The sequence below is a fragment of the Halomicrobium katesii DSM 19301 genome, from assembly GCF_000379085.1.
Lineage (GTDB): Archaea > Halobacteriota > Halobacteria > Halobacteriales > Haloarculaceae > Halomicrobium > Halomicrobium katesii.
Genome location: NZ_KB905378.1, coordinates 360979 through 382092, shown reverse-complemented (window position 1 = coordinate 382092; position 21114 = coordinate 360979). Strand labels below are relative to the sequence as shown.

Sequence of the window (21114 nt, the reverse complement as noted above, 5' to 3'; positions counted from 1 at the left end):
GACGACGGCTTTTTGAGCAAGCGAGACAACCCGATCAGTGAAGCGGGCGAGTTTGCTGGACACAAACTCCTCTTCCCGCTTCACTCCCTAGTAAGTTAGACATTTAGCCGCTCTTACTAGCGTCTAAACACGCCCCAACTCAGAAAATACAGCGGCTTATCTGAACACTATCGCGCTGAGACGGCCGACGCTTTTCTGTTCGGCTGCCGAGGGCTCGCGTATGTACGAGCAGTACGTCGAGGACGCCGTCCACGAACCGACCCAGACAGCCGACTCGGGGTTCGATCTCACCGTGTCGAACGTCTTCGAGATCGTCGCGCCGGGTCGAGTCGACTTCGGGGGCGGGGAACTCGAACCGGCCCAGACGACGCCGCACACCTCGGCCAAGCGCGATCCCGCGGACGACTACGAGTGGTGGCAGCTTCGCGCCGGCCAGTACCTGATCGAGTACAACGAGTCCCTGACGGGGGCGGCGACGGTCACGCTCCAGCCGCGCACCGAACTGCTGGAACGCGGGCTGAGCCACCCGACGCTGCACGTCGACGCTCTCCCTCGCGTTCCGATCACCGTCGGCGGTGCCGGCGTCGCGATCAAGGAGAACGCCCGCGTGAGCACGATCGTCGACGCCGAGGAGTGACACCGCCGGGCAGTCCGAGCGTCACGCCGTCCGTGGCGCACACGTACGGGGCTTCCCCCGTGTCACTCGCGAGTCCCGTCGAAAGTCGGTTCCGACGCGCTTTTTAAGCGCCGTCGAGTATCGGTGGATATGGCAGAATTCACCGTTGCGCTCTCGGACCCGGAGACAGGCACGACCTACCAGCTAGACGTCGACGGACAGGACGCGAACCGCTTCATGGGCCGCGAACTCGGCGACGAGGTCGAGGGCAGTGCGGCCGGTCTCGACGGCTTCACGCTCGAACTGACCGGCGGCTCTGACACGGCCGGTCGACCGATGCGAGCGGACGTGCGCGGCGTCGGCACGAAGTCGATCCTCACCGACGGCGGCGTCGGCTACAAGCCCACCCGCGACGGCGAGCGCAAGCGCATCACCATCCGCGGCCGCGAGGTCAGCGAGGAGACCGCCCAGATCAACGCCACGATCACCGAACGGGGCAGCGGTGACGTCGCGGACCTGCTGGGCGAGAGCGACGACGAGTAACGTGGCAGATCGCCTCCCGAGCGACCACGAGGCCGTCGAGACCCGCCGCGTCGAGGTCGCTTCCGTCGGCCGCACCGATCGCCCGCGGATCGAGCTGCCGGCGGACCTCGACGTGGCCGAGGGCGACGTGATCGAGTGCGTGCTCGACGGCGAGCAGTATCACGCTCGCGTCGAGACGACGCTGGACGGCGAGCCGATGCTCCAGCACGCCGCGGACAATCGGCGACTGGCCCGCGAGGGCGACGGCGAGAACCGGCTCGTCGAGTGGTTCGCCGACAGCGACTGCGCGATCGGTGGCTCGGTCCACCTCGACGTCGTGACCGCGGGGTACACCTACGGGCTGCGGACGCCGGGCTCTCGCGTCGTCTACACGGCGACGGACTCCCCGGACGACTCTCTCGCCAGTATCGCGGACGATCTCGGCGAGTGACCGCCAGCGGGGCGACTCTCCGTTCTCTCGAATGATATTCGCTCGAAACCCATAAGATTCTGCCCGCAGTAGCACTCGGTGAGTGATCAATGTCGGAATCCGTCATCGCTGATTTCGTCGGCAACTTCAACGCGGAGGTGATGGCGACGACCGAGCCGGTCAAGGGGCGGGTGTTGCTGAGCCAGAAGCGACTGGTGTTGGCGGCCAACGAGAACGACAAATTCACCATTCCGCTGTCGTCGATCTTCGACGTCGCGGTCGGACACGTGCCGCCGGACCTGGGGGACTTCTTCGACTCGACGGTCACCGTCGCTTTCGAACGAAACGACAGTCGACACGTCGCGGTCGTCGAGGGCGACGACGACAAGATCTCGAAGTTCTCGACGGTGTTGTTCAAGGCGATTCTCAACGGCACCGAGACGACCGTCAAAGAGCGGGCACGCGTCGGTGGGCGCGTCACCGACGACGCGTTCTCGACGGCGAAGCTGTTCGTCTCGGACGGCTCTGTCGAGTTCCGGTCGTCGGACGGCGTTTTCGTCGTCGATCTGGCCACCGTCACCGACTTCCAGCGCACGACCCGCGAGATCTCCGGCTCCGACCGCCCGACGCTGACTTTCCGGCACATGATCGACGGCACTGCCGTCACGACCATGGCCGCGATGGCGTCGCCGCGCAAGATGTCGATCCTGGGTCGCTACCTCCGCATCGAGTACAGCGACCTCATGGAGGATCTGCAAGACATCGAACTCACCGACGACAAGACCGAGATCCTCGTCGCCATCTACTCGACGGGGGACATGGACGGGATGCCACTGGCAGACATCGTCGGCACCGACGGCTCCGCGGTGACGATGCTGTTGCGAGACCTCGAAGAAGACGGGCTCGTCCAGGACTCGTCCGACGGTCCGAAGCTCACCCCCAAAGGCGAGGTCGTCGCGAGCCGACACCTCGAAGACGTGAACTCCTGACCGCCGGCCGGTCACTGATCGTCGACGGCTTCGCCAGCGATCGAGCGACCACGGGCCTCTAGCTGGACCTCGCGGCGAGTCCGGACCGGCTCCAGAATGCCGTACTCGATGAGCCGGTCGTAAATCTCCTCGACCTGTCCGATCTCCATACCGACGAAGTCGGGGATCTGGAACGGAGAGACGCCGGTGTACAGCGCCATCAGGACCTCGTTTTCCTCCTTGCTGAGCTCCACGTCGACCTCGCCGGCCTGCTCGCCCCGTCGCACGAACGACGCGAGCACGGACACGTCGCTCTTCGAGCCCGAGACGTGGGTCTCGACGCTGGTCCCCTCGACCGTGTGTTCGATCTCGGCGACGCGGCGCTGCTTGCCCGTCACGGTCTTGGTCTTGAGTTCGGCGCTGCCCACGTCTTCGACTTCCAGTTCGACGAACGACCCCGACGCGATCGCGAGGTCGACGCTGTCGCCGTCGATCTTGAGCCGTCCTTTCTCCCACTCCGTGTCCTGGACGACGCCGCCCTCGACGGCCGGGTGTTTCACGAGGACGACGGTCTGGTCCAGCAGCGCGCTGTACAGCTTCGACTCGAACCCATCGATGTCCTGCGGCGCGATCAGCGTGACGTTCGACCCGACCTGCAAGGAGAGATAGCCCGACACCTTCGCGATGGCCTTGTTGACGTTGTCCCGGCCCGTGATCGAGGTGATCTTCGAGAGCGGGATGGTCCGCTTGCCCTCGTTGCTGACGAGTACCAGTCGCTTGTTCGAGAGGATGATCCGGCCCGCTCGCCAGTCGATGTCGTTGCGCTTGCGGCCGTCCTCGACGACCTGGACGAACTTCCCCTTGGCGTCGGCCAGCTTCTGTTCGCCGTCGCTCATCCCGTCTCTCCCGTCGTCTTCGGCCAGTATCGGTCTGTCGATCTCCGCGTTCGAGACGAAGCCCTCTCGTTCATCGTCGGCCGCCGAGCTTGGAGATCGCCGAGAACGCTCGCTTGCGGATCGTCTCGTTCTCGGTCTGATCGATGATTCGGTCCAGGGTCTTGCGCGAGCGCTCGCTCCCGACCTTCCCGAGCGTGAAGATCGCCTGTGCGCGCACGTCGGGGTCGACCTGCTCGTCCTCGACGATCGACAGGAGCCGCCGCTCCACGTCGTCGCCGTCGATCTCGGCCAAGCTGGTCGCGGCGAACTGCCGGAGCATCTGATCGTCCTCGTGTAGCGCGTCGATCAGCGACTCGATGACGCGGACGCGCTCTTGCTCGCCGGTGACCCGGCCCAGCAGCCACGCGGTGTTGCGCCGCTGGGCGTTCTGTGTGCTCTCTTCGAGGATCTCGACCAGCGGCACGACCACGCTGCGGTCGTCGGTCGAGGAGAGTCGCTCGACGACGGTGTCTCGGATCTCGTGGCTCTGCTCTGTCGGGACGTTCGAGAGCAGTTCGATCAGCGAGTAGACGGCGGTCTGGCGGACGCCGGAGGACTCGTCGGTGAGCGACTCGACGAGGTAGTCGACCGGCCGGTCGTTACCGAAGTTGCCGAAGGCTCCGACGGCGATCTGTCGGACGCGCTCGTTGTCGTCCTCGTACAGGGGTAGCAGCGCCTGTAGGGCCTGTCGGTTCCCGATCGAGCCCAGCGCGTCGGCGGCCTCCCTGCGGACGGCTGCCTTCGGATCCCGGAGCAGGGATTCGAGCGGATCGACCGCCCGTGGATCGCCGATCTTCCCGCAGGCCCGCGCGGCCCGCACCCGAACGCGCGGGTCGTCGTCGTCGAAGCGGTTCGACAGCGGACCGACCGTATCTGCCTGTTCGAGCTGGCCGAGGCCGTTGGCCGCCGCCATCCTGAGTTCGGGCACGTCCGCGTCGAGGGCCTGCGTGAACGCCTTCGCGCGGACCCACTCGGCCCCGTCGTCGCCGAAGTCGACGCCGGCCATGTCGGCGATCAGCTGCTCGATCGCGTCTCCGCCCAGCTCGTCCAGCGAGTCGACGGCCGTCGCGGCGATCCGACTGTCCTCGCCCTGTGCCGCCTCGACGAGGGCGTTGACTACGTCTCGCCGGTCGTCGTGGTTCGGGAAGTTCCCGAGTAGCTCCGCCGCCCGCGCTCTGACCTTCGGGTTGTCCGACTCCCGGAGCGTCCGGATGATCTCCTGTACCTCGCCGTCTCGTTCCAGCTGGTAGAGGCTCATACCTTCCGGTAGATGCGGTGTTGCTTGTCGACCGCCTCGAAGCTGTCTCGGCAGGCGGTCGGCAGCGTCTCTGTCATGCCGATCATCAGGTAGCCACCCTCACGCAGCGATTCCTCGATCGTCTCGAAGATCGGCACCTTGTACTCGCCGTCGATGTAGATCAGGAGGTTCCGACAGAACACGAGGTCGAAGTCCCGCTTCGACGCGCCGCGGATGAGGTCGTGTTGCTCGAACTCGACCATGTCGCTGACCCGCTTTCGGATGCGAAACGAGTCGCCGTCGCGCTCGATGTACTCGCTGTAGTCGTCGAGGGGGGCGAGCTCGTCTGCGATGTCCGTGGTGTGTGAGGTCTCGTAGGTGCCCTCGCGCGCCTCCCGGAGGATGTCCTCGTTGATGTCGGTCCCCAGTATCGAGACCGAGCGGTCGTCGACCTGCGGGTCGTCCAGCGCGAGCATCGCCGCGGAGTAGGGCTCTCGACCGTCGGCACAGGGCGCACTCCAGAGGTTCACGCGGCGGTGCTGGTCGGTCAGGTCCCGGAGGACGCTCCGGAGGCTCTCCCAGGCCTCTGGGTTGCGAAAGAAGCCCGTGACGTTGATCGACAGCGAGTCGAGCAGCGCCGCTCGCTCGTCGTCGTCTCGCTCCAGTTGCCGCCGGTACTCGCGGTAGCTGTCGATGTCGGTCCGGCGCATCCGGGCGGTGATGCGGCGATCGAGGTACGCGTCGTTGTAGAACCCAGACTCGAAGTCCATCTCGGCACCGATGAACTCCAGTAGCTCCTGAAACTGCCGCTGGTCGCCCTGGCTCATCGAACTGCCCTCATAGCGTCACCACGTCGAGGATGTGGACGATGTTTCCGTCGCCGAGCACCGCGGTCCCGGACAGGCCGGGCGTCCCGCTGAGAATCCCCTCCAGCGGCTTGACGACGACTTCCTCCTGGCTGTTGACCGAGTCACAGTGTAGCGCGACCTGGCGCTCGGACTCCCGGACGCGGACGAGCATCCCGTCGCCGTTGGCGGTCTCGCCGGGCGCGTCGAACGTCTCGCCCAGCTGGATGATCGGATAGATCTCGTCGTTGTGCTTGATCACGTCCTTGCCGTTGACCTGCTTGCGGTCGTCGGCCCGGGTGATCTCGTCGACGTTCTTCAGCGGGATCCCGTACTCCTCGTCGCCGACCTCGACGAACAGCACCTTGACGATCGCCATCGTCACCGGCAGGCGAAGCGACACCGTCGTCCCCTCCCCCGGCGTCGACTCGACGTTGACCGAGCCATCCAGCTGTGTGACGGTGTCGTGGACCACGTCCATGCCGACGCCGCGGCCGCTCGTGTCGGTGACCTGGTCGGCCGTCGAGAAGCCGGGGTGAAAGACCAGGTCGTAGATCGAGGAGTCGTCCATCGCCTCAAGCTCCTCGGGCGAGCGGACGCCTTTCTCGATGGCCTTGTCTCTGATCGCCTCGACGTCGAGACCGGCCCCGTCGTCCTCGACCTGGATGATGACGTGATCGCGCTCGCGAGAGGCCCTGAGTTCGACCGTGCCCGTGCGTGGCTTGCCCTTCTCCTCGCGGACCTCCGGTGGCTCGATGCCGTGGTCGACGGAGTTGCGCAGGATGTGCATCAGCGGGTCGGAGATCTCCGTGAGGATCGTCCGGTCGAGTTCGATGTCTTCGCCCTCGATCTCGAAGTCGACCTCCTTACCCAGATCCCGCGAGAGGTCCCGAACCAGCCGCGGGAACTTCCCGACGACCTTCTTCAGCGGGATCAGACGCATGTCCATCACGGTGTTCTGGAGGTTCGCCGTGATTTTGTCCAGCTCGTTGAGGTTCTCGCCGGCCCCGTCGAGGTCGTCTTGCTCGACGGCACGGCGGAGCTTGATTCGGCTGGTCACCAGCTGTTCGACGAGTCCGTGGAGATCGTCGAGCTGGTCGACGTCGACGCGGACGGACTTGATCTCGTCGACCTTGTGTTCGGTCTCGTCGCTAGTGCTCCCACTTTTCTCGCTGAGTGCGTCGGTCACGTCCGCCGTCTCCGCGCGCTCGATCTTGCCGATCCCGGAGAGCGTGTTGTCGACGGTCCCGGTGTCTTCGGCGTCGAGGTACAGGGTGAACGTGTCGCTGAACTCCCCGTCTTCGACGGCCTCGCGCTGTGGGGCGGCATCGAGCACCTCGAAGTAGTCTTCGACGGCCTCGATCGCCAGCATCGCGTCGACGCCCAGCATGTCGGAGTCGCCGATGTCGATCTCCGCGGCGATGATGCTGTCGTCGGCCGTGTCGGGACTGACGTTCGTCTCGACGGGAACGTCTCTGTCTCCGGACGAGTCCGTCTCGGTCGTATCGTCCGGGGCCTCGTCCGAATCGTCCGCGTCGCCGGCCGCGCTCTCGGCGGCGTCGACGCCCTCTTCGAGGACCGTTCGGAGGTCGTCGACGATCCCGTCTACGTCGGTCTGGGACTCGCCGTGTTCCTCGATCTCGCTGACGATGGCCTCTATCTTGTCCACGCCCGCGAAGATCAGGTCCATCACGTCCGGCGTGACGGGCATGTTGCCGTCCCGCATCTCGTCTAAGAGGTCCTCGATAGCGTGGGCCAGCGACGACGCGTCGTCGAACCCCATCGCGCCGAAGTTCCCCTTCAGCGTGTGTGCCGTCCGGAAGATAGACTCCATCGCTTCCGTGTCCTCCGGGTCTGACTCCAGATCCAGCAGGGAGTTGTTCAGTTCCGTGATCGCCTCTTCGCTCTCTCGAATAAACGCATCGAGGTACTGATCGTTCATGTTATGTCACCTCTCGTTTGATCGTCTCGACGATACCTGCCGGGATCTCCTCGATCGGCAGGATGCTGTCGACACAGCCCGTCTCGGCCGCTCGCTGTGGCATTCCGTAGACCGCCGACGTGGCCTCGTCCTGTGCGATGGTCCGCCCGCCGGCCGCTTTGATCCGCTCGATACCCGCTGCACCGTCGTTGCCCATTCCGGTGAGGATCACCCCGACCAGCGGGTCGTCGATCACGTCCGCGGCCGTCTCCATGGTCACGTCGACGGCCGGCCGGACGCTGTTGACCGGTGGGTCGTCCGACAGCTTGACCCGTAGCCGCCCGTTCCGGTAGTTCTTGACTCGCAGGTGGTAGTCGCCGGCCGCGATCAGCGCCTCGCCGCCCGAGATGCGGTCACCGTCCTGGGCTTCCCGCACGTCGTAGTCGCTCCGGGCGTCGATTCGCTGCGCGAACCGTCCGGTGAAACCGCCGGGCATGTGCTGGACGACCAGCACCCGGAAGTCCGCCGCCAGGGGCAACTCCGAGAGGACGGACTCGACCATCTTCGGTCCGCCCGTCGAGGAGCCGATGATCAACGTCGGGTCCGCCTCGTAGTCGCCCGCAGCCGGCTCGGGCGTACTGGTGGGCGACTGGTCCGGCGACGCCGTCGGTGTCCGTCCCGAGGTACCCGACACGTCCACGTCGGCCACGGACAGGACCATCTCGAGGAGCTGATCTTTCAGCCGCGACATCTCCATCGAGACCTCGCCGCCGGGTTTGGTGAAGAAGTCGACCGCGCCCACGTCGAGCGCCTCGAAGGTCACGTCCGCGTTCTCGTCCGTGTGGGCCGACAGCATCAGGACCGGTGTCGGGCACTGTTCCATGATCTGCTCGACGGCACTGATGCCGTCCATCTCGGGCATTTCCACGTCCATGGTCACGACGTCCGGCCGGTGTTCGTCGACGAGCGCGACCGCCTCGCGACCGTTTTTGGCCTCCGCGGCGACGTCGACACCACCCTCGTCCAGGATGTCGGAGATGACACTACGCATGAAGTGAGAGTCGTCTGCGACGACGGCGCGGGGTGTGCTACCGGCCATCGGTCACCCGTGCCCGCGCACGTCGACGCCAGTTAGCAGTCGAGCCAGATCCATTGCTACCTGAAAGACGGGCGTGGCACCAAAATAAAGACTCCGCCCACGTAATCAACTTTGATAGCACAGAGGGCAGGCTTAAGTCGGCGTATCGGCTCGGTACTCGTAACCGGGAGTCGTCAGGTATGTCAACAACAGAAGGTCAGGTACTCGAATTCGAACTGGGCGAAGAGACGTACTGCGTCAGCATCGACTACGTCACGGAGATCGTCGACGTGGGCGACCTGACGACAGTCCCGAACGCGCCCCGCCACGTCGAAGGGGTGATGGACCTGCGCGGGCGGACCACGTCGATCGTGAACCCCAAGTCGGTGTTCGGGATCGGCGACGGCGGTGCCGAACAGCGAATCATCGTCTTCGATCCGGAGATCATCGAAGACCAGAGCGCCGCCGGCTGGCTCGTCGACGAAGTCGACCAGGTGGTCCAGATCTCCGACGAACAGGTCGACGACTCGCCGGCCGCCGACAGCGACGGGTCGATCCGCGGCGTCGTCAAGCGGGACGACGACTTCGTCATCTGGGTCGATCCGCGGGTCGTCCACTCGAATTAGGGAGCAAGACTTTTTTACTCAGCCCCGAGATTTCAACGCAATTCCGTACTGCCATCCCCGGATACAGCAACAATGATCGAACTCACAAAGACAGGTATCGACGGTCTCGACGCAATTTTGAACGGTGGCATCGTCACGAACTCGACGACGCTGGTGAGTGGGAACCCCGGTGCCGGGAAGTCGATTCTCGGCCTCCAGTACATCTACAACGGCGTCGAGCAGTTCGACGAGAAAGGGATCTATCTCTCCTTCGAAGAGAACGAATCCGACCTCAGAGAGGCCGCGGAGTCGATCGGCTTCGACAAGTGGCCCGAATTCGTCGAGAACGGCGACATCAAAGTGTACGACAAACAGGTCTTGCTTCGGGAGAACGACTTCTCTTCCTCGCTGGAACTACTCCTCGACGACCTCGAAGACGACAAGTACGACCGGCTGGTGCTGGACTCGCTGACGATGTTCGAGCTGTTCTTCGAAGACGAGACAGAAAAACGCACGTACCTGCTGAAGTTCACGGACATCCTCAACAACAACGGATTGACCAGCCTCCTGACCAACGAACAGGGCGCGGTGTTCCCGGACACGGACATCGGCCTGGAGAACTACCTCACCGACGGCAACATCTACCTGATCCAGACGCCGACCGACACCGGCGTCAACCGATACGTCTGGGTCGCGAAGATGCGCAAACAGGACATCGAGACGGACATCTACCCGATGGAGATCTCGTGGGGTGGTATCAAGGTCCACGAAAACGCGAGCGCGTTCTCGATGATGAGCGAAGAGGACTCTCCGATCTGATCAGTCGCTATTATTATCGACAAAAACGCAGTACTGCGGCGGTTTTTCTCGTTTACCGCCGATCGGACTCTCCGCGAAATTCGACCGATATCGGCCAGTATCACGGGCGATAGTTTTATACTCCGAAAAATACACTATTTGATAACCGATGGCTTCAGTGGATATTCTGCAAACGCTGGGGAACAAATACAGCGCAGAGATCTTGGATGCCACGGACGAACCCGCGTCCGCCCAGGAACTCAGCGATGAGCTGGGGATCCCGATCGCGACGTGCTACCGCCGGATCGACGAGCTGACCGAACACGACCTGCTCGAACTCCACGACAACATTCTCTCTGACGACCGCCGTCGCATCAAGGTCTATCGCCGTTCCGTCGACGAGATCACCGTCGACTTCGACGACGAGCTCTCTGTCCACGTCGAGGACCGGTCGGAAGTGACCAACAAGCTCGACGAGGCCTGGCGGACCCTCTCCGAAGGATAGTCTCGCACGCGCGAACGGTCTCGTTATCACGCCTCGGTTCGATTATCAGCAACAATATTTTCGAGGGTGGATTTATTAGCTGGAACGGAATAGCGTACGTTAGTGCCGATGATAGAACTCCTGTACGCTATCTCTACGCTCGTCTTCGTCGTTGCCGGACTCACGATGGTCGGGATGGCTATGCGTGCGTACGTCCAGACGTCCCGTGACGCGATGTTGCACCTCTCGCTGGGGTTCGCGCTGGCGGTCGCCGGTGCGGCCGCGACGATGATCAGCGCGTTCGTCAACGACTTCGAGGGCGTCCGGTCGCTCCTGTTGGTCAACAGCGGGCTGACGACGTTCGGATTCCTGTTCGTGATGTACAGCCTCGTCGCCTACGATAGCTAGGACGACTGGCCAGTGATCCTCGGGACTTCGCCATTCTGGATAGCTGGCCTGCGCTGAAAACAGCCGTTCTGTTCGGTTGTCCACCACATTTCTCATCCCTGAAACCGGCTGTTTCGTCTGGAGATCTCCGCTTCAGCTGTGATAATTAGCGGCCTAGCCTTATTACCGGGTAGTGATCACGTTCTGGTAGCGTCCGGAGTGTTCGCACTCGGGACACGACACAACCATGATCGAACTATTCGACGACGAGGAAAACGACCGCGGGCAGGTCGGGATCGGGACGCTGATCGTGTTCATCGCGATGGTCCTGGTCGCAGCGATCGCCGCCGGTGTGCTGATCAACACCGCCGGCTTCCTGCAGTCCAGTGCCGAAGAGAGCGGTGAACAGTCCAGTGCACAGGTCACCAATCGACTGCAAGTTGTCAACGCCGCCGGGAGCGATATCCAGACGTCGGGGACGGCCCAAGTGACGACCGTCGAAGTGACCGTCAAGAAGGCACCCGGTGCCGACAACGTCGATCTCGACACGACGACCGCCCAGTGGGTCTCTGACGACGGGACGTTCAACGTCGTCAGCGACAACGTGCAGGGACAGGATGGAACCAGCGGCGACGCTACATTCGGGATCACGGCGTTCCAGGACGACGACAGTTCGATCGATACTAGCAGTGTCCTGAACGATCCGGCCGACCGCGCAGTCATGACCTTCCGGACTGACAGCGTCGACAGCGGTGACAACACCAGTCCCTCTGTCGAAACAATTAGTGCAACGCTCGATGAGGGCTCGACTGCGACGATCAAGCTGAACACGCAGGCCGGTGGCGAGACGACGGCGACGCTGGTCGTGCCCGAGTCCCTCTCCGGGAAATCCGCGGTCAGCCTCTAACTGACGCCGACGCTTCTCTGCTTTTTAGAACCGATAGTGGTGTACTCACCGAAGCGACAGCCGGCGGCAGTACTTCTATCAGTCCACTATCGGCCGTCTTCCCTCTTTGTGATCGCTATTTTCACTTTCAAGAACTATATCGACCTCGAAATCGCCGATTCATCTATTGATAATTGGCGGACTAGTCTTATTACCGGGTAGTGGCCATGTTTTGATAGCGTCCGGAGTGTTCGCACTCGGGACACGACACACCATGACCGAACTATTCAACGACGAGGAAAACGACCGCGGGCAGGTCGGGATCGGGACGCTGATCGTGTTCATCGCGATGGTCCTGGTCGCGGCGATCGCCGCCGGTGTGCTGATCAACACCGCCGGCTTCCTGCAGTCCAGTGCCGAAGAGAGCGGTGAACAGTCCAGTGCGCAGGTCACTAATCGACTGCAAGTCGTCAACGCTGTCGGTAGTGATATCGAGACGTCGGGGACCCCTGAAGTGACGACGGTCGAAGTGACCGTCAAGAAGGCACCTGGTGCCGACAACGTCGATCTCGACACGACGACCGCCCAGTGGGTCTCTGACGACGGGACGTTCAACGTCGTCAGCGATGCCGTACAGGGGGAAGACGGGACCAGCGGTGACGCCACGTTCCTCACGTCCACGTTCCAGGACGACGACGATTCGATCGGTACCAGCAGCGTCCTGAACGATCCGGCCGACCGCGCCGTCATGACCTTCCGCACGTCGAGCAGTACGCAATCCGACGTGGATAAGGTCTCCGCGACGCTCGACGAAGGTTCGACCGCGACGATCAAGCTGAACACGCAGGCTGGTGGCGAGACGACGGCGACGCTGGTCGTGCCCGAGTCCCTCTCCGGGAAATCTGCGGTCAGCCTCTAACTGACGCCGACGCTTCTCTGTTTTTCACCTCACCGCCCAGCGCCGCTGCGGGGCGACGGACTTATATTTGAGTGTGTCACACTGTTACACATGTCTGAGGGGCCCGACGAGCCCAATCCGGAAGACGGGAAGATCCTCTCGCCCGAAGAGCTCGACATCTCCGACGACGACCACGTCGAGCAGATCGACGAGGGCAGGTACGTCGTCTCGCCCGACGTTCGGACGGATTCGACGACGCCGTCCCGTCCCGCACCGGACCCGACGCCCGAGCCCGAACCGACGCCGGAGCCCGAGCCGACGCTGGACGACGCGACGGTCCACGAGTGGCTCGCGGAGACCATGGACGAGGGGAACTCCCGCTACGGCTTCGACGTGACCGCCAAGTTCGACGGCACCGTGAGCCAACAGCGGATGGTCTCGAACGACATCATCACCGTCTTCGAGAGCCTCATGCTGTGGTACGCCCGTCAGGTCGACGGCTCGACGCCGGTCGAGGAGGTGCTGGGCATTCTCCTGAGCGAGTCGAACGTTCCCGTCCGCTACCCGCCCGAGAGCCTCCGAGAGCTCGTCAAGACGAGTGGCTGTTCGCCCGACGACTCCATCGCGGAACTGCTGGCGGCCGTCGAGGGCGAGGACGGCGTCCAGCTGTAGGTGGTGCGAATCATTTAATGTCGGTCGTGGCGGTAGCTCTGTTAGTATGGTCTCCGTGGCCCGTCTCGAACGGCTCGCCGTCGCCGTCGTCGCGGTCACGCTCCTTCTGACCGGTCCGTTCGGGGTCGTCGACGCGACCGCGCGGAATCCGACGACCGTCGGCGACGGGCGGGCCAACGCCACGGTCGAACGCCTCGACACGAGTGGGCTGATCGTCGAGGGCGGCCGCTTTGGCACGGGCGTCGACTACCTGCGGATCCCCGATGCGACCGTTTCCGTCTCGGATATCGAGGGGCGGCCACGGCTCGTCTACCGGGTGTCGGTGCCCGAACTCGGCGTCGATCGCACCACGACCCAACTGCTCTCCGGCGGCCAGTCCGGGACTGTCCGTCTCGGGATGCGCGATCGCGGCCTCGATCCCGACGGCGTCACCGAACAGCGGTACCGAGCCACGATCACCGTTCGCGTCCAGAGCTTCGAGTACGACCAGACGGTGTTCGCGGCCGACGAAACCGTCGAGGTCCGTCCATGAACGGTGATCGATCGAGCGGCGTCGACGCCCGGTCCCGTTCGGTCTGGTCGGACCGTCTCTCCCGGTACGCGGACCGCGCGGGACAGTTCGTCTTCGGGGACGCGATCGGCCTGACGCTGTGGCTCGGCGTCGTGTTACTGGGAGCGCTGTCCTGGCGGGTCGGCTTCTTCATCACGGACACGTACCCCATCGCCAACGCCGTCGCGAATCTGGCGGACGGACGCCTCGCGATGACACCGCCGGACTTCCGGTACTCGCTGACGCTGGGCACCCAGCCCGGCCTCCACGAGTACGGCGGTCGGTTCTACGCCCGCAACTACGGGCAGGTCGTGGCCGCGCTGCCATTCCTCTGGCTCCTGGAGGGGGCCAGCGCCGTCGCGCCGCCCCGCCTCGTGCTCGCCGGTGGGTGGGCGCTCGGCGTCGTCGGCCTCGGGCGACGGCTGGCCGCCCGCTTCGATCGACGGTGGCTCCGTCTCGTCGCCGTCGCCGTCGCGAGCGCCTGGTTCGCCGCTGCGGTGGTTCTCGCGACGGCGCTCGATCGATCTCAGCTGCCGCTGGTCGCGCTCCAGCTCAGTACGCTCGCGGCCGCTGGACTGGTCGCGGTGTCGTGCTACCGGCTCGTCGGTGCGTTCCACGACCGGCGCGTGGCCGTCGCCGCGGGGGTCGCCCTCGCGCTCGCGACGCCGGTCGGCTTCTGGGCGACGATTCCGAAGCGCCACGTGCTGGTCACGGCGCTCGTCTTCGGGTCCGCGTTCGCGTTCGCGCGGAGCCGGCAACTGGACGGCCGGGCGAGCCACGTGGCACACGGCCTCGCGTACGGTGCGCTCGGACTGGTCGCGTGGGTCCACGCCTTCGAGGGGTTCTTCCTCACGGCCGCGCTGTTCGTCGTCGACGTCCTCACCGAACCCCGGAAGAGCCGCCGTCGTCTCGCCGTCGTCGGGGGGATCTTCGCGCTCTCCGTGCTCCCGATGGCCGTCACGAACGTGCTCATCAACGGGAATCCGCTCCGTCCGCCGCGACTTCTCCCGGGTGTCGGGCCCGAGAGCGTCGAACTCGCACCGACCGGTGGACCCGAATCCGGTGGCGGGGACGGGGGTTCGGGAACGGCTGGTGGCGACGCGGACGCCGACTCGACCAGTGGCGACAGTACACGGCCACTCCTCGACGAACTCTTCGGACTCCTGTCGCCGCTTTTCGTGCTCTTGACGCTCGCCGAGACGGTCCTGGCGCAACTCGTATTCATCGGTAACTACGCCGTTGCTGCGGTTTCCGACGGCGTTGCAGCCGCAAGCGAACACGAGCGACTCTGGGAGATCTTCGTCCGACGCGGCGACTCGGCGTCCCTGTCTGGCGTCAACGACTACGAGCCGATCGATCTCTCGGTCGTCGAGTCGACGCCGATCGTCGGGACGCTCCTCGCACTCCCGGCGGTCGCCGCCGTTCACCTCCGGCGTCACGGCGTTGCCGTCTCCCGGTTGGGTCCGCGACGCCAGACGGATCTGCTCGTCGCGAGCTACGCCGTCGTGCTCACGCTCGTCTACCTCCCGCGGCTCCCGCTGTTCAGCCAGCTCACCGTCCGGTACCTGTTGCCAGCGATCGCACTGGCGTCGTACTGTCCCTTCCGTCTCCCTGCGGTTCGGGAGGCGATCTCCGGGGCTCCCCGGACGACCGCCGGTGTCTACGCCGGCACGGTCCTGGCCGGACCGGCTCTGGTCGCGGTCGTCCTCGGCGTCCTCGATCCGGCACTCGGGGAGGCGATCCAGTTCCACGCGCTGCTCGGGCTCTGTGTCGCGGCGGTCGCGGCCGTCCTCGTCGTCGGTCGGACCGTCGCCCCCGATCGCGTCTCGCCCCGATCCGTCGCCGTCGGGGTGGCGCTGGCCGGTGGCGCGACGACCGTCTATCTCTCACTGGCGTCGGTGGTATACTTCGCGTACGGCCCGTTCGCGTTCGACGTCGTCGGGCTGATCGCCCGTCTTGTGCCGATTCTGTGATCGCCCCTTCGAGCGTCCGGAACCTGGCTGCCGTCGAGCGAATATCAAGCCCGATAATTCCGTGCAAGGGTTTATTTAGCTATTCACGGTACAACTGCAGTGATAGGTATGCCAGACGTACTGATCGCCGACGACTCGGAGTTTATGCGCAACCTCCTGCGCGAGATCCTCGAAGAGGACCACAACATCGTGGGGGAGGTCGAAAACGGCGTCGAAGCTGTCGAAGTGTACAAAGAACAGACACCGGATCTGGTGATGATGGACATCGTGATGCCGATCCGAGACGGGATCGAGGCGACCGACGAGATCAAGACTTCCAACCCCGACGCCAACGTCATCATGTGTACCAGCGTCGGACAGGAGGAGAAGATGAAAGAGGCCGTCAAGGCCGGAGCCGACGGATACATCACCAAGCCGTTCCAGAAACCCAGCGTGATGGAGGCTATCGAGGACGTCGTCCCCTCGTAAGATGAAAGTCGACATTCAGTCGCTCGGTACGTTCAACCAACTCGCACACGAGGGTGCCGAACAGGCGACTCAGTCGCTGGCCCAGATGACCGGCATCGACGCCGTCGTCGACGTGACGAAGATCACGCTGCTGAACCGGGACGACGTTGGCGAGGAACTCGCCGGACAGGACTTCGTCGGCGTGCAGTTCGACTTCGAGGGGGCACTCGACGGCGACACCGTGCTCGTCTTCGAGTCGGACTCGGTCGGTCCGATCACGGAGGCGCTGGTGCCCGGCGGTGCGGACGGCGAGATGGCACAGAGCAGCGTCGAGGAGATCGGCAACATCATGATGAGCGGCTTCATCGACGGGTGGGCCGACTACCTCGGCACGACCATCGAGCACAGTCCCCCGGAGTACATCGAGGCGACCGGAGCCGACGTACTCCCGCCAGCGCCGACGGTGGCCGACCAGCCGCAGGTGTTCGTCTTCAAGTCTCAGATCGAGTGGGTCGGCGAGTCGCTCAACTTCTACATCTACATGCTCCCCGAGTACGACACGCTCGCGGAGCTGATGACCGACCACGCGGAGCCGGGCGGCGACGCCATCCCGATCGACAAGCTGAGCGTCTTCAACGAGATGACGACGAGCGGGACCGAACAGGCGGCCGAGAACGTCGAGATGATGACCGGCATCCCGACGGAGGCGGAAGTGACCCAGATCAGCTTCGCACCCATCGAAGACGTGCCCAAGCAGGTCGGCGACGACACCTACGTCGGCACGGTCGTGGAGTTCACCGGCGTCCCCAGTGGCTACCTCCTGGTGTTGTTCGACGAGGTCTCGGCCCAGAACGTCGCCGAGGCGCTGATGCCGACCGAACCGGACGGAGAGGGACTCACCGAGCAACACAAGGCCGCGATCGAGGAGCTGGGCAACATCATGACCAGTGGCTTCGTCGACGGCTGGGCGAACGTCCTCCAGACCTCGGTCGATCACACTCCGCCACAGCTCGTCCACGACATCGGGCAGGCGATCGTCGACCCGCTCGCGGCACAGGTCGGCCAGCACCAGGAACACTCGTTCATCATCGAGTCGGAGATGCGGACCGACGAGATCGAGTTCAGCAGCGAGATCCACGCCCTCCCCGACGAGAAAGAGCTCCGCCAGGCGCTCGCGGAACTCGAAGTGGACAGGGCCGACCAGACCGACGCCGACGTCGAACAGATATTCTGACAATGAAAGTGTACGACGGGAGCCAGACGGAACAGGAGTCGGTCGGGCAGCCCGAGCGCAAGAAGGTCGGTATCGCCGAGTACGCGGTGACGACGGACGAGGCAGTGTTGACCACCAGCGGGCTGGGATCCTGTATCGGGGTCGCACTGTACGACCCGGACTCGAACACCGCGGGTCTCGTTCACGTGATGCTGCCACGACACGACGATGGCGAGGGCGCTCGCGCGAAGTTCGCCGACACCGGTGTCGAGGTGTTACTCGAAGAGATGGAACGGGCCGGCGCACGGCGTCGCTCCATGGAAGCGAAGATCGCGGGCGGGAGCGACATGCTCGACTTCTCGGAGAACGGCTCCAGCATCGGCTCTCGCAACGCTGCTATCGTCCGCGAGACGCTCGCGGCGAACGACGTCCCGATCCTCGGCGAGGACGTCGGCGGCGATTACGGCCGCTCGCTTCGTCTCGAAGCCGCGACCGGCGATCTGATCGTCAAGAGCGCGAGCCAGGGCACCGCGACGCTGTAGCCCGCGCGAGGCGTCGTCGGGCACCTGCGTCTGACGCATGCCAGACACGCGACGGACGGGGGCGCAGTCGATACGGTTCGTCTGACGATCCTTCCCGCGCCGACGTGTCGGAAGGATCTGGCTGACGATCTCGTCACTCTCTCCGCGGTTTATTCCGCACTTCTGGCCAGTAACTAACGCGTCTGTTATCAGATATGATAGGGTAGACGGAATATTGAAGGGTATGAACATCCAGTTTCGTGTACGATGAGTAGCATTGCGCTCTTCCCGACGCTTCAGGTGGCGATCCCGGAGGGATCGATCTTCGCGCCCGCTCTCGTCGTTCTCCTCACTGGCGGGCTCGTCGGGATGAGCATCAAGAACATGTTCGACTCCATTCTCTCGGACGACGAGGAGTCGGACGACGCGGGTGGTGACGACGGCGACGAACTCGCCGACGGCGGGGGGCTCATGGCCGACGACGGCGGTGACGACGAGTTCGGCGATCTCGGCGGCATGGGTGGCGACGACATGGACGGGTTCGGCGGCGACGAGTTCGGCGACATGGACGACGCCGGCCAGGACACCGACGAACTCGAACACCGCCTCGACGAGCTCGAAAACGAGGTCGGATCGCTGTCGTCGACGGTCAACACGGTCCGGACGGAAAACGAGCAGATCAGCGAGTCCGTCGAAGAGGTCGAAGAGAACGTCCGCAAGCTGCTGGACATCTACGAGATGGTCACCCGTGGCGTCAACCCCTTCGCGGACGACATCGACGCCGGTATGGGCGGCGGTGGCGGCATGGGTGGCGGCGGCGGTTTCGGCCTCTTCGACGACGACGACGAGGAAACGGAAGAGGACATCGACGAAGACATCGCCAACGCCGACGCCGAGGGGTTCTTCGACGAGGATCTGGTCGAGGACGACGGCGACGATCTGGGCGGCGGCGATGACAGCGTCGACGACGTGTTCGGAGACGATGGTAGCGACGACGGCGGTTTCGAGGACGACGGCGGCAGTTTCGACGACGACTTCGACGACTTCGACGAGGGGGGCGACGACCTCGGCGACTTCGACGAGGAGGACGACGACATGAGCATGGACATGGACGACGGTGGCGACGGCGACGGCGACGGGGAGGGCGGAAAATCGTTTCAGGAACTCAAAGACGAGTACGACTCCGGCGACGCCGAGTGGGCAGAAGAGGACAGTCCCGGCGGCGACATGGCGCTCGACGAGGACGACGGGGACGACGAGATGGCCCTCGAAGACGACGAACTCTCCTCGGGCGTCGAGGAGGACGGCGACGACCTCGACGGTCTCGCGGACGACGATCTGTTCGACGACGGTCTCGCAGACGACGAGGACCTCACGGCCGAAGCGGACGCGACCGAACCGGAGCCGGAGCCAGAGCCGGAACCCGAGCCGACGACGACTGCGGAACCGGAGCCGGAACCCGAACCGGAGCAGACGACGACCGCGGAACCGGAGCCGGAACCCGAGCCAGAGCCGGAACCCGAGCCGACGACGACTGCGGAACCGGAGCCGGAACCCGAACCGGAGCAGACGACGACCGCGTCGGCGGATGACGGGGGCAAGCCGTACCTCTCGGAGCTTCCCGGCGGCTTCGCGAGCGACCTGATCGTCGTCGAGTGGCTCGAATACCTCCTCGAACAGGCAAGCTACCGGGAAGCCGCACGCGCCATCGACTACTACGAGCGGATCGACTGGATCGACGAGGCCGTCGCAGACGACCTCCACGAGGTCCTCCGTGGCTTCGACGCGTCCGGCGGCCAGGGCGGGCTGACGATCGACCACCACACGCGGAGTCTCCACTACATCAGTCAGCTCGACGAGGACAGCGGGGCCGACGCAGTGGCCCTGTCGAAGCTGGTTCGCGGAGGTGGTTCCGATGGGCTTCAGCGTTAGTGGCTCGGCGGCGATCGTCTTCGCCGGAATGTTCATCGCCTTCGGCATGTTCCACACGGCGACGACCAACGGCTTCGAGCGCGTCTCAGAGGCCCAGGAGGATCGGACCGACCGAACCCTGGCCCAGCAGAACACGGCCATCGACGTGACCAGCGCGACCTGGAACACCACCAGCCGGACGCTGACGGTCGCGGTCAACAACACCGGTTCCGAGTCGCTGGCGGTCAGCGACGTGGATCTACTGGCCGACAACAGCTACCAGTCGGGGTACAACACGTCGGTCGGTGTCGACCGTGACACCGATCTGTGGCTCTCACAGGAGCAGCTGACGATCACCGTGACGGCGCTCAACGACAATCCAGGGCGCGTCAAGGTCGTCTCCGGCACGGGCGTCGCCGACACGGCGACGACGGAGGTGGTCTGAGATGGCAGGCGTCTCCGCGTCTCACCTGATCATCTTCATCGCGAGCATGATGGTCGCCGCCAGCGTCGTCGGGGTGTTCACCGACAGCGTCGGCCAGCTCAGCGACGCCATCAGCGAGCAGGGCGTCGACGTGAGCTCCGACGTTCGCAGTGACATCGAGATCATCTCCGACAGCGGTAGCGACGCGATCTACGACGCCGACGGCAACCAGAACATCACGCTCCACGTCAAGAACACCGGAACGTTACAGCTGCCGGCCAGGGCCGACCGGCTCGACATCTTCGTCGACGGTGCCTACCAGACGGACGTGGAGGTGACTCTGGTGGGCGGAGCCGAGGTCTGGGGCGCTGGTGACGTGGTCCGAGTGGACATCTCGGAACCGCTCGATCCCGGTGACCACCGCGTGAAGATCGTCGTCAACGGCGACGAGGAGGTGTTCGAATTCCGAACATGAGTATCGCACGTAACGATCTGTACTCGCTGGGACTGGACGATCACGACCGACTGAACAAGGAACTGGGCGGGGGGATCCCCCCGGGCAGTATCATCCTCGTCGAGGGTGACTACGGGGCGGGGAAGTCGGCCATGAGCCAGCGGTTCAGCTACGGCCTCTGTGAGGAGGACAACGACGTGACGATGCTGTCGACGGAGCTGACCGTCGGGAGCTTCCTCGACCAGATGCACTCGCTGTCGTACGACGTGGTCGATCACATCCTCGACGAGAACCTGCTGTTCTTGCACGCGGACATCGGTGACGGGAACACCTTCTCGG

25 protein-coding genes are annotated in these 21114 nt (G+C 64.4%); 20 read left to right on the top strand and 5 right to left on the bottom strand.

The annotated features are described in order from the left end of the window. Positions 1–220: 220 nt before the first annotated feature. The 4 genes from HALKA_RS0101925 (at position 221) to HALKA_RS0101910 (ending at position 2557) form a co-directional block, all read left to right on the top strand. On the top strand, positions 221–637 hold the full coding sequence (locus HALKA_RS0101925; protein ID WP_018256384.1) for a dCTP deaminase/dUTPase family protein: 417 nt from the start codon (positions 221–223) through the stop codon (positions 635–637). Between the two features lie 129 nt (positions 638–766). Beyond that, positions 767–1159, top strand: a complete 393-nt coding sequence (locus HALKA_RS0101920) for a 30S ribosomal protein S6e (protein WP_018256383.1) — start codon at positions 767–769, stop codon at positions 1157–1159. 1 nt (position 1160) lies between these two features. Further along, positions 1161–1589 (top strand): DUF7112 family protein, encoded by a 429-nt coding sequence (locus HALKA_RS0101915; RefSeq protein ID WP_018256382.1) that lies wholly within the window; start codon positions 1161–1163, stop codon positions 1587–1589. A gap of 89 nt (positions 1590–1678) precedes the next feature. Continuing rightward, positions 1679–2557 (top strand): CheF family chemotaxis protein, encoded by an 879-nt coding sequence (locus tag HALKA_RS0101910; protein WP_018256410.1) that lies wholly within the window; start codon positions 1679–1681, stop codon positions 2555–2557. Between the two features lie 11 nt (positions 2558–2568). On the opposite strand, the gene HALKA_RS0101905 is transcribed toward HALKA_RS0101910, so the two are convergent. The 5 genes from HALKA_RS0101905 to HALKA_RS0101885 form a co-directional block, all read right to left on the bottom strand. Continuing rightward, a complete protein-coding gene (locus HALKA_RS0101905; protein WP_018256409.1) occupies positions 2569–3432 on the bottom strand; it encodes a CheF family chemotaxis protein in 864 nt (287 codons plus the stop codon). Positions 3433–3502: 70 nt separating this feature from the next. Continuing rightward, positions 3503–4729, bottom strand: a complete 1227-nt coding sequence (locus tag HALKA_RS0101900) for a HEAT repeat domain-containing protein (RefSeq protein ID WP_018256408.1) — start codon at positions 4727–4729, stop codon at positions 3503–3505. Next, positions 4726–5535, bottom strand: coding sequence for a CheR family methyltransferase (locus HALKA_RS0101895; RefSeq protein ID WP_018256407.1), 810 nt, complete (start codon positions 5533–5535; stop codon positions 4726–4728). Before HALKA_RS0101895 ends, HALKA_RS0101900 begins: the two co-directional genes overlap by 4 nt. A gap of 10 nt (positions 5536–5545) precedes the next feature. Continuing rightward, positions 5546–7495 carry a chemotaxis protein CheA gene (gene cheA / locus HALKA_RS0101890; protein ID WP_018256406.1) on the bottom strand — a complete coding sequence of 650 codons (1950 nt, stop codon included), beginning with the start codon at positions 7493–7495 and terminating at the stop codon, positions 5546–5548. A 1-nt stretch (position 7496) separates the two neighbouring features. Then, positions 7497–8573 (bottom strand): protein-glutamate methylesterase/protein-glutamine glutaminase, encoded by a 1077-nt coding sequence (locus HALKA_RS0101885; protein WP_018256405.1) that lies wholly within the window; start codon positions 8571–8573, stop codon positions 7497–7499. Between the two features lie 179 nt (positions 8574–8752). Between HALKA_RS0101885 and HALKA_RS0101880 the strand changes: the two genes are divergently transcribed. The 16 genes from HALKA_RS0101880 to HALKA_RS18945 all read left to right on the top strand — a co-directional run. Next, complete coding sequence (locus HALKA_RS0101880; RefSeq protein WP_018256404.1) at positions 8753–9178, top strand: chemotaxis protein CheW; 426 nt, start codon at positions 8753–8755, stop codon at positions 9176–9178. Between the two features lie 72 nt (positions 9179–9250). Then, on the top strand, positions 9251–9976 hold the full coding sequence (locus HALKA_RS0101875) for an RAD55 family ATPase (RefSeq protein WP_018256403.1): 726 nt from the start codon (positions 9251–9253) through the stop codon (positions 9974–9976). A 148-nt stretch (positions 9977–10124) separates the two neighbouring features. Continuing rightward, positions 10125–10460, top strand: a complete 336-nt coding sequence (locus tag HALKA_RS0101870) for an ArsR/SmtB family transcription factor (RefSeq protein ID WP_012807775.1) — start codon at positions 10125–10127, stop codon at positions 10458–10460. A 108-nt stretch (positions 10461–10568) separates the two neighbouring features. Further along, positions 10569–10847 (top strand): DUF7521 family protein, encoded by a 279-nt coding sequence (locus HALKA_RS0101865; protein ID WP_012807774.1) that lies wholly within the window; start codon positions 10569–10571, stop codon positions 10845–10847. A 226-nt stretch (positions 10848–11073) separates the two neighbouring features. Beyond that, positions 11074–11733: a flagellin gene (locus tag HALKA_RS0101860; RefSeq protein WP_018256400.1), complete on the top strand. Its 660-nt coding sequence runs from the start codon at positions 11074–11076 to the stop codon at positions 11731–11733. A gap of 253 nt (positions 11734–11986) precedes the next feature. Then, complete coding sequence (locus HALKA_RS0101855; protein ID WP_026190116.1) at positions 11987–12631, top strand: flagellin; 645 nt, start codon at positions 11987–11989, stop codon at positions 12629–12631. A 90-nt stretch (positions 12632–12721) separates the two neighbouring features. Further along, positions 12722–13282, top strand: coding sequence for a DUF7500 family protein (locus HALKA_RS0101850; RefSeq protein ID WP_012807770.1), 561 nt, complete (start codon positions 12722–12724; stop codon positions 13280–13282). 46 nt (positions 13283–13328) lie between these two features. After that, complete coding sequence (locus tag HALKA_RS0101845) at positions 13329–13814, top strand: hypothetical protein (RefSeq protein WP_018256398.1); 486 nt, start codon at positions 13329–13331, stop codon at positions 13812–13814. Further along, positions 13811–15805, top strand: coding sequence for a hypothetical protein (locus tag HALKA_RS0101840; RefSeq protein ID WP_018256397.1), 1995 nt, complete (start codon positions 13811–13813; stop codon positions 15803–15805). Before HALKA_RS0101845 ends, HALKA_RS0101840 begins: the two co-directional genes overlap by 4 nt. A 108-nt stretch (positions 15806–15913) precedes the next feature. Beyond that, a complete protein-coding gene (gene cheY / locus HALKA_RS0101835) occupies positions 15914–16273 on the top strand; it encodes a chemotaxis protein CheY (RefSeq protein ID WP_012807767.1) in 360 nt (119 codons plus the stop codon). 1 nt (position 16274) lies between these two features. Then, a complete protein-coding gene (locus HALKA_RS0101830) occupies positions 16275–17486 on the top strand; it encodes a chemotaxis protein CheC (protein WP_018256396.1) in 1212 nt (403 codons plus the stop codon). 2 nt (positions 17487–17488) lie between these two features. Further along, a complete protein-coding gene (locus tag HALKA_RS0101825; RefSeq protein ID WP_018256395.1) occupies positions 17489–18007 on the top strand; it encodes a chemotaxis protein CheD in 519 nt (172 codons plus the stop codon). Positions 18008–18253: 246 nt separating this feature from the next. After that, positions 18254–19918 carry a FlaD/FlaE family flagellar protein gene (locus HALKA_RS0101820; protein ID WP_018256394.1) on the top strand — a complete coding sequence of 555 codons (1665 nt, stop codon included), beginning with the start codon at positions 18254–18256 and terminating at the stop codon, positions 19916–19918. Continuing rightward, entirely contained in the window at positions 19902–20342 is a 441-nt protein-coding gene (locus HALKA_RS0101815) for an archaellum stator protein ArlF (protein WP_018256393.1), read from the top strand. Before HALKA_RS0101820 ends, HALKA_RS0101815 begins: the two co-directional genes overlap by 17 nt. Position 20343: 1 nt before the next feature. Then, a complete protein-coding gene (locus tag HALKA_RS0101810) occupies positions 20344–20796 on the top strand; it encodes an archaellum stator protein ArlG (protein WP_018256392.1) in 453 nt (150 codons plus the stop codon). Then, positions 20793–21114 (top strand): ATPase domain-containing protein (locus tag HALKA_RS18945; RefSeq protein ID WP_018256391.1); only part of this gene is annotated, 322 nt, incomplete at its 3' end. The genes HALKA_RS0101810 and HALKA_RS18945, both read left to right, overlap by 4 nt.

Coding starts and splice junctions, on each gene's coding strand:
- HALKA_RS0101840 (WP_018256397.1), top strand. CDS start 13,811: ATGAACGGTGATCGATCGAGCGGCGTCGACGCCCGGTCCCGTTCGGTC.
- HALKA_RS0101900 (WP_018256408.1), bottom strand. CDS start 4,729: ATGAGCCTCTACCAGCTGGAACGAGACGGCGAGGTACAGGAGATCATC.
- HALKA_RS0101910 (WP_018256410.1), top strand. CDS start 1,679: ATGTCGGAATCCGTCATCGCTGATTTCGTCGGCAACTTCAACGCGGAG.
- HALKA_RS0101820 (WP_018256394.1), top strand. CDS start 18,254: ATGAGTAGCATTGCGCTCTTCCCGACGCTTCAGGTGGCGATCCCGGAG.
- HALKA_RS0101815 (WP_018256393.1), top strand. CDS start 19,902: ATGGGCTTCAGCGTTAGTGGCTCGGCGGCGATCGTCTTCGCCGGAATG.
- HALKA_RS0101895 (WP_018256407.1), bottom strand. CDS start 5,535: ATGAGCCAGGGCGACCAGCGGCAGTTTCAGGAGCTACTGGAGTTCATC.
- HALKA_RS0101920 (WP_018256383.1), top strand. CDS start 767: ATGGCAGAATTCACCGTTGCGCTCTCGGACCCGGAGACAGGCACGACC.
- HALKA_RS0101865 (WP_012807774.1), top strand. CDS start 10,569: ATGATAGAACTCCTGTACGCTATCTCTACGCTCGTCTTCGTCGTTGCC.
- HALKA_RS0101880 (WP_018256404.1), top strand. CDS start 8,753: ATGTCAACAACAGAAGGTCAGGTACTCGAATTCGAACTGGGCGAAGAG.
- HALKA_RS0101830 (WP_018256396.1), top strand. CDS start 16,275: ATGAAAGTCGACATTCAGTCGCTCGGTACGTTCAACCAACTCGCACAC.
- HALKA_RS0101870 (WP_012807775.1), top strand. CDS start 10,125: ATGGCTTCAGTGGATATTCTGCAAACGCTGGGGAACAAATACAGCGCA.
- HALKA_RS0101925 (WP_018256384.1), top strand. CDS start 221: ATGTACGAGCAGTACGTCGAGGACGCCGTCCACGAACCGACCCAGACA.
- HALKA_RS0101905 (WP_018256409.1), bottom strand. CDS start 3,432: ATGAGCGACGGCGAACAGAAGCTGGCCGACGCCAAGGGGAAGTTCGTC.
- HALKA_RS0101845 (WP_018256398.1), top strand. CDS start 13,329: ATGGTCTCCGTGGCCCGTCTCGAACGGCTCGCCGTCGCCGTCGTCGCG.
- HALKA_RS0101860 (WP_018256400.1), top strand. CDS start 11,074: ATGATCGAACTATTCGACGACGAGGAAAACGACCGCGGGCAGGTCGGG.
- HALKA_RS0101875 (WP_018256403.1), top strand. CDS start 9,251: ATGATCGAACTCACAAAGACAGGTATCGACGGTCTCGACGCAATTTTG.
- HALKA_RS0101855 (WP_026190116.1), top strand. CDS start 11,987: ATGACCGAACTATTCAACGACGAGGAAAACGACCGCGGGCAGGTCGGG.
- HALKA_RS0101850 (WP_012807770.1), top strand. CDS start 12,722: ATGTCTGAGGGGCCCGACGAGCCCAATCCGGAAGACGGGAAGATCCTC.
- cheY (WP_012807767.1), top strand. CDS start 15,914: ATGCCAGACGTACTGATCGCCGACGACTCGGAGTTTATGCGCAACCTC.
- HALKA_RS0101810 (WP_018256392.1), top strand. CDS start 20,344: ATGGCAGGCGTCTCCGCGTCTCACCTGATCATCTTCATCGCGAGCATG.
- cheA (WP_018256406.1), bottom strand. CDS start 7,495: ATGAACGATCAGTACCTCGATGCGTTTATTCGAGAGAGCGAAGAGGCG.
- HALKA_RS0101885 (WP_018256405.1), bottom strand. CDS start 8,573: ATGGCCGGTAGCACACCCCGCGCCGTCGTCGCAGACGACTCTCACTTC.
- HALKA_RS0101825 (WP_018256395.1), top strand. CDS start 17,489: ATGAAAGTGTACGACGGGAGCCAGACGGAACAGGAGTCGGTCGGGCAG.